The sequence below is a fragment of the Brevibacterium sp. genome, assembly GCF_052105255.1.
Classification (GTDB): Bacteria; Actinomycetota; Actinomycetes; order Actinomycetales; family Brevibacteriaceae; genus Brevibacterium; species Brevibacterium linens_B.
In genome coordinates, this window is record NZ_JBQDYQ010000015.1 from 54579 (window position 1) to 60852 (window position 6274).

6 protein-coding genes are annotated in these 6274 nt (G+C 67.1%); 3 read left to right on the forward strand and 3 right to left on the reverse strand.

All coding sequences use genetic code 11. The features are described from left to right. Together ACTIIH_RS06575 and nadA are read right to left on the reverse strand one after the other, a co-directional pair. On the reverse strand, positions 1-1073 hold a 1073-nt coding region (locus ACTIIH_RS06575; RefSeq protein WP_441451186.1), incomplete at its 3' end, for an L-aspartate oxidase. Beyond that, a complete protein-coding gene (gene nadA, locus ACTIIH_RS06580; protein ID WP_441451187.1) occupies positions 1073-2356 on the reverse strand; it encodes a quinolinate synthase NadA in 1284 nt (427 codons plus the stop codon). The genes ACTIIH_RS06575 and nadA, both read right to left, overlap by 1 nt. A 324-nt stretch (positions 2357-2680) precedes the next feature. Here nadA and panB point away from each other — a divergent pair, with 324 nt between their 5' ends. Then, positions 2681-3676: a 3-methyl-2-oxobutanoate hydroxymethyltransferase gene (gene panB, locus ACTIIH_RS06585; protein WP_441451188.1), complete on the forward strand. Its 996-nt coding sequence runs from the start codon at positions 2681-2683 to the stop codon at positions 3674-3676. Continuing rightward, complete coding sequence (gene panC, locus ACTIIH_RS06590; protein ID WP_441451189.1) at positions 3676-4587, forward strand: pantoate--beta-alanine ligase; 912 nt, start codon at positions 3676-3678, stop codon at positions 4585-4587. Before panB ends, panC begins: the two co-directional genes overlap by 1 nt. 74 nt (positions 4588-4661) lie before the next feature. Here panC and ACTIIH_RS06595 read toward each other — a convergent pair whose 3' ends face one another. Beyond that, complete coding sequence (locus tag ACTIIH_RS06595; protein WP_441451190.1) at positions 4662-5387, reverse strand: LysE family translocator; 726 nt, start codon at positions 5385-5387, stop codon at positions 4662-4664. Positions 5388-5566: 179 nt separating this feature from the next. On the opposite strand from ACTIIH_RS06595, the gene ACTIIH_RS06600 reads away from it, so the two are divergent. Next, positions 5567-6274, forward strand: a 708-nt coding sequence (locus ACTIIH_RS06600; RefSeq protein WP_441451191.1) for a LysR family transcriptional regulator, incomplete at its 3' end; no start/stop codon positions are given.

Sequence of the window (6274 nt, forward strand, 5' to 3'; positions counted from 1 at the left end):
TCGATGCTCGTGCGACCGTCGCGATCCGTGGCCACCCCGCCCATGAAGTAGTGGGCGGCGGGAGTGACGGGGATGAGGTCCCGGGACAGATCGAGTCCATGAGCGGCGAGACCGACGGTGATGCTCGGGAACTTCGCCTGCACGTTCGGGATGGCCCGCGCATCGAGGAAGCACGGACGCCCGTCCTGAGCCGCCTGGCGACGGTGCAGGGCGAGAGCGACGACATCACGGGAGGCGAGCTCGGCACGATCATCGATGTCAGCCATGAACCGGTGGCTCTGCTCGTCGAGGAGGAGAGCGCCGGCACCGCGGACGGCCTCGGAGATGAGGAAACCGGGTCCGGGAAGGGCAGTGGGATGGAACTGGAAGAACTCGAGATCGGCGACCTTAGCACCGGCACGAATGGCAGCGGCCAAACCGTCTCCGGTGGCAGCAGCCGGGTTCGTCGTGTGTGCGAAGAGCTGCCCGGCACCGCCGGTGGCCAGCACGATCGCATCGGCGGCCAGAGTCGCGACGCGGCCATCGCGGAGCACGGTGATCCCAGTGGCTGTGGCGAGTTCGGTGGCTCGAGCCGGCCAGCGATTGTCGTCGCTGGTGAGGATGTCGACGAGCATCGTGTCCTCGAGCAGGGTGACTCGTCCTGCGGCGACCTCGGTGCGCAGCTTCTGCGCCAGTGCGGTGCTGATCGCCTGTCCGGTCGCATCGCCTCCGGAATGGAAGATGCGCGGGTATGAATGCGCCCCCTCCATTCCCCTCGCCCAGGCGCCGGTCGGGTCGGTGTCGAAGTCCACCCCCGCCTCGGAGAGGGAGACGATCGCGTCCCCACCGGCTTCGCACAGGCAGCGCACGGCTTCCGGGTCACAGTGTCCGGCACCGGCCGTGAGCGTATCGGCGATATGGGAATCGACCGTGTCATCGGGGCCGATGACACCGGCGATGCCGCCCTGCGCCCACTCGGTGTTCGACGCGCCGAGGCGATCTTTCGTCACGAGCGTGACCGTGTGGCGGCCGGACAGGCGCAGTGCCGCGGTCAGCCCGGCGATTCCGGAACCCGCGACGATGACGCGGCTCATCAGATCCGCGGCTTCGCGGCGAGCATCCGCTCCAGGGATACGCGGGCGGGATCGGCCACCTCGGCGTCGACGGAGATCTGGTTGAGGACCTGACCGTCGATGAGGGATTCGAGGACCCAGGCGATGTAGCCGGGGTGGATGCGGTACATCGTCGAGCACGGGCAGATGACGGGGTCGAGGCAGAAGATCTCATGCTGAGGGTGTTCGGCGGCCAGCCGCTGGACGAGGTTGATCTCTGTTCCGATGGCGAATGTCGCCGGTTCGGTCGCCTCGGCGATGGCCTTCGTGATGTATGCGGTCGATCCGGCCTCATCGGCGGCCTCGACGGTCTCACGCGGGCATTCGGGGTGGACGATGACGCGCACGTCCGGGTGCTCAGCGCGGGCCTTGTCGATCTGCGCGGGAGTGAAGCGTTTGTGCACGGAGCAGAAGCCCTGCCACAGGATGACCCGGGCCTCACTCAGGGTCTGTTCGTCGTTGTTGCCCAGCGGCCGGGCCGGGTTCCACAGCGGCATCTCATCGAGCCCGATGCCCATGTTCACAGCGGTGTTGCGGCCGAGGTGCTGATCGGGGAAGAACAGGACACGCTGCCCGCGTTCGAAGGCCCATTCCAGGACCACTTCGGCATTCGAGGAGGTGCACACGATGCCGCCGTTGCGGCCGCAGAATCCCTTGATCGCGGCCGAGGAATTCATGTAAGTGACGGGGATGACCGGGACGCGACCGTCGGCATCGGGTTCGGTGCCGAAGAGTTCGGTCAGCTGCTCCCAGCAGTCCTCGACCTGATCGATGCTTGCCATATCGGCCATCGAGCAACCGGCGGCGAGGTTGGGCAGGATGACCGTCTGCTCCGGTTTCGACAGCAGGTCGGCGGTTTCGGCCATGAAGTGGACGCCGCAGAAGACGATGGCCTCGGCCTCCGGATGATTCTGGGCGGCCTGGGCGAGCATGAATGAGTCGCCGATGTAGTCGGCGTGTTCGACGACCTCGACCCTTTGGTAGTGGTGGCCGAGCATGACGACGCGATCGCCGAGGGTGGCCTTGGCGGCGCGGATGCGGGCGTCGAGCTCCTCCTGCGATGCCTGCTTGTATTCGTCGGGAATGTCGCCCTGACGTGGAGCGGCGACCGGGATCGGGTCGGCCATCGAGGAACCGGGACCGTAACCGGGGCGTTCGTCGACGTCCCACGGCGCATCGAGCAGCTCCGTCGAGCACATATCGTCGTTCGCGCCCGAGGCAGAGATGTCCTTGAGGGTGAGTTCGATCGAAGCTGTCGTGGTCATCATCGTCCTTCGCTCGGTGGGCGGAACCCGTGACTCGCACGAGGCGAAACCGCCCGAATTGTTTTGCGCACTTGTGCGTTTAGTTCTTTGCGCAGATTTGAGCTTAATCCTGAGGGCGGGCAATGTACAACTCGGAAGTCGATGGCTCTGCGGTTCGGAAGTCGATGGCTCTGTGCCCCGGGATGCAATAGGCTGTGGTCTGGCTCGCAATCCGAGTCGATGCGCACTGCGGTGGGCGCCCCCGTGAGAGTCACCGAGGCTTCTGACCGAAGCGTCGGCCTCGCCCCGCCCGCGCCGACGACATCGCATATCCGAAGGATTCCCATGCCCGAAGCGGCACATTCGAACCAGTTCACCTCCACGCCCGACACCGACCGGGCCGGCAGTGCGCCTTCCGGCAACGGGATTGCCGGCAACGTGACAGCCGGCGGCGGGACCGCCGGCGGCAGTGCCCCGGCGGGGGCCGCCTCGGCGGAGCAGCCGGCCCCGTACGGCGGTCCGGTGTCCGCACCGGCGGTGCCGCCTCGGCGAATTCGGACCCTCGACCTCATCAAGGCCAAGGCCGAAGGCCGCCGCTGGGCGATGCTGACCAGCTACGACCAGTACACGGCGGCCCTGTTCGAGCAGGCCGGTGTCGAGGCCCTGCTCATCGGCGATTCGGCGGCGAACAATGTCTACGGCCATGCGACGACCCTGCCGGTCACGGTCGACGAACTCATCCCGCTTGCCCGGGCCGTCGCCTCGGCGACGAGTCGGGCACTCATCGTCGCCGACCTGCCCTTCGGCAGCTACGAGATCTCCGATGAACAGGCCGTCGCCACGGCCGTGCGCTTCATGAAGGAAGCCGGAGTCCACGCGGTCAAACTCGAAGGCGGGGCGCGGATGGCCTCCCGAATCAAGGCGATCACGACGGCGGGGATCCCGGTCATGGCGCACATCGGCTTCACCCCGCAGGCCGAGCACAACCTCGGCGGCTACAAGGTCCAGGGCCGCGGCGACGCAGGCGGCGCGCTGCTCGAAGATGCCCGCGCCGTGGCCGAAGCCGGAGCCTTCTCCGTGGTCATGGAGATGGTGCCCTCCGGGCTGGCCGGCCAGGTCACATCCGAACTGACGATCCCCACCGTCGGGATCGGCGCCGGTGCGGACTGCGACGCCCAGGTCCTCGTATGGCAGGACATGGCGGGCCTGCGCACGGGGACGGCCCCGCGCTTCGTCAAGCGCTACGCCGACCTGCATTCCGTGCTCACCGAGGCGGTCGGCACCTATGTCGACGAAGTGAAGTCCGGGGTCTTCCCCGAGCCCGAGAGGAGCTTCGACTGATGAAGGTCGGCGGCATTCAGGCGCTGCGTCGGTGGCGGGCCGAACAGTCCGGACGCCTCGGACTCGTCCCCACGATGGGTGCCCTGCACTCCGGTCATCAGGCGCTCATGACTCGTGCCCGCACCGAATCGGATCTCGTCGTGGCCTCGATCTTCGTCAATCCGCTCCAGTTCGGCGCCGACGAGGACTTCGTCCAGTACCCGCGGCCGATCGAAGAGGACCTGAAGAAGTGCGAGGAGGCCGGAGTCGACTTCGTCTTCGCTCCGGCGCTCGCGGAGATGTACCCGTCCGCACCCGAGGTGCGGGTCGTCGCCGGGCGCATGGGGGCGGTGTTCGAAGGCGCGGCCAGGCCCGGGCACTTCGACGGCGTACTCACCGTCGTGGCGAAGCTCTTCACCCTCATCGCCCCCGACGTCACGGTCTTCGGGCTCAAGGACATCCAGCAGTTCGTCCTGGTCAAACGCATGATCGCCGACCTCAACTTCGATATCGAACTCATCGGCCTGCCCGTCGTCCGGGACGCCGACGGTCTGGCCATGTCGAGCCGCAACTCCTACCTGGCGCCGGACGACCGTGCCCGTGCCCTGGCGATTCCGCGGGCTCTCACCGCCGCCTCCGAGGTGGCCGAGCGAGGCCGTGGGACGGCGGAGTCCGGCATCGGTGGTAGTTCTGACTCTGGGGCCGGCACCAGTGATGTTTCTGCGGGCTTGCCCGCTGCCGTCGAGGCGGCCGCGCTCGCCGAGTTGGAGCCGGCCGCTGAACGTGGGGATCTCGAGATCGTCTACTGCAGCCTCGTCGAGGCCGCGACCCTTCGGCCGTGCCCACCGGACTTCACGGGACCGGCTCTGCTGCTCGTCTCCGCGACGGTCGGTGGGACTCATCTCATCGACAATCTGCCGCTGGAATTCTGATCACGCAGGTACGCCTCTGAACGCACCGGTCGACGATCAGCCTCGGCATCCGGCCTTTCGTTGTTCGGAGCGGCTCAGATGGGGATCGCGATGACTGCGATGCCGATGATGAGCAGGATGAGCGTGGAGGCGGCCTCGATGAAGAAATCAGCGCTGCGGTGGGCCATCGCCGACGCTGCGAGGCTGGCCAGGCATGCGAGGACGAGCTGATAGGACAGGAGCACGCCGAGGATCAGTGCGACGAGCACGGTGTAGTCGATGCCGGTCGGGGATGCGGGCACGAGGGTCGGCAGGATCGCGAGGAAGAACAGGCCGACCTTCGGGTTGGACAGCGAGGAGATGATGCCGCGGCGATAGGACACGAGCGAGCGCAGGTGGCCCCATGCGGTCGTCTCCATGACCTGGGCGAACTCCGTGACGGGGCCCTCGGGGGAATCGGGGGCGGTCGATGGGGTGGGGATGGCGTTCGCGGTGGGGCGGTCGGTCGCCTCGGCGGCCTTCAGCTCCCGGCGCAGGCGAAGCGCCTGCCGACCGGCGAGGACGCCGAGGAGGCACAGATAGAGGCCGCCGCCGATCTTGAGCACCTGCACGGCAGCCGGGTAGACGGTCAGCAGTGTGGAGACGCCGGTGAGCGCGAGGATCATCCAGATCACGGTCCCGGTGGCCGTGCCGAGCGCATAGACGAGCCCGGCCTTGCGGCGCAGTGAGGACAGGCGGATCGTCAGAATCGTCTCGGGGCCGGGCGTGACGGCAAGCGCGGCCGCAGCTCCGGTGATGGTGAGGATCTCGGGTCCGGTCACGGCACTCCTTCGGGGGTGAGGACGGTCGGCGGGGATGAAGCATCAGGGTGGTCTCCGAAGTCGGCGGAGCCGAGCACTATTCTGCCGGAATCGATCAATCGGGAAAAGCAATTGATCATGAACGATCATCAGGTAGTGCCTAATGATATTCCGGGTGGTCGGCGACTACTCTTGAGGGCATGTGGGATCTCAATCGTCTGCGGGTCTGGCGGGCCGTCGCGGCCACCGGCTCCGTGGTCGCCGCGGCGAAGAACCTCAACTACACCCCGGCGACCGTCAGCCAGCACATCACCACCCTGCAGAAGGCAGTCGGGGCACCGCTCTACCGGCGGTCGGGTCGCGGCATCGAGATCACAGAGCTCGGGCGGCGTCTGGCCGATGACTCCGCGGAGGTCTTCACAGCGGTGGGTCGCCTCGACGACCTGGTCGAGGGCTTCCGCAATGTCAGCAGGCCCCGGCTGCGAATCGCGGCGTTCACCTCGTTCAACGCGCGTCTGGTGCCGGGCATCATCGATACCGTGGCCCAGGATCATCCGAACCTGCGATTCGATATCCAGCTCAACGAGCCGGCGAAGAACCGGCGCGGGCACTGCCTCATCGAAATCCGCGCCGAGGTCCCTCAGGATGGGGAGATCCACCTGCCGGAGATGACACGCATTCCACTCTTCGATGATGACTATCGGGTCGTGGTTCCCGAGGGGCACCGGTTCGCAGGTCGCCGGTCCGTGCCGTTCATCGATCTCGAGGACGAGCACTGGGTCGACTACGACATGTGGGCCGGGCCCTCGAGCAAGGTCGTCGACCATGCGTGCGCCGCGGCCGGATTCGAACGCAAGAGCTTCGCCGCCTGCGAGGACGACTTCGCGGCTCTGGCTTTGGTGGCGTCG

Bases quoted from the DNA above. Each gene is read 5' to 3' on its own strand.
- nadA (WP_441451187.1), bottom strand. From the start codon at position 2,356: ATGACCACGACAGCTTCGATCGAACTCACCCTCAAGGACATCTCTGCC.
- panB (WP_441451188.1), top strand. From the start codon at position 2,681: ATGCCCGAAGCGGCACATTCGAACCAGTTCACCTCCACGCCCGACACC.
- panC (WP_441451189.1), top strand. From the start codon at position 3,676: ATGAAGGTCGGCGGCATTCAGGCGCTGCGTCGGTGGCGGGCCGAACAG.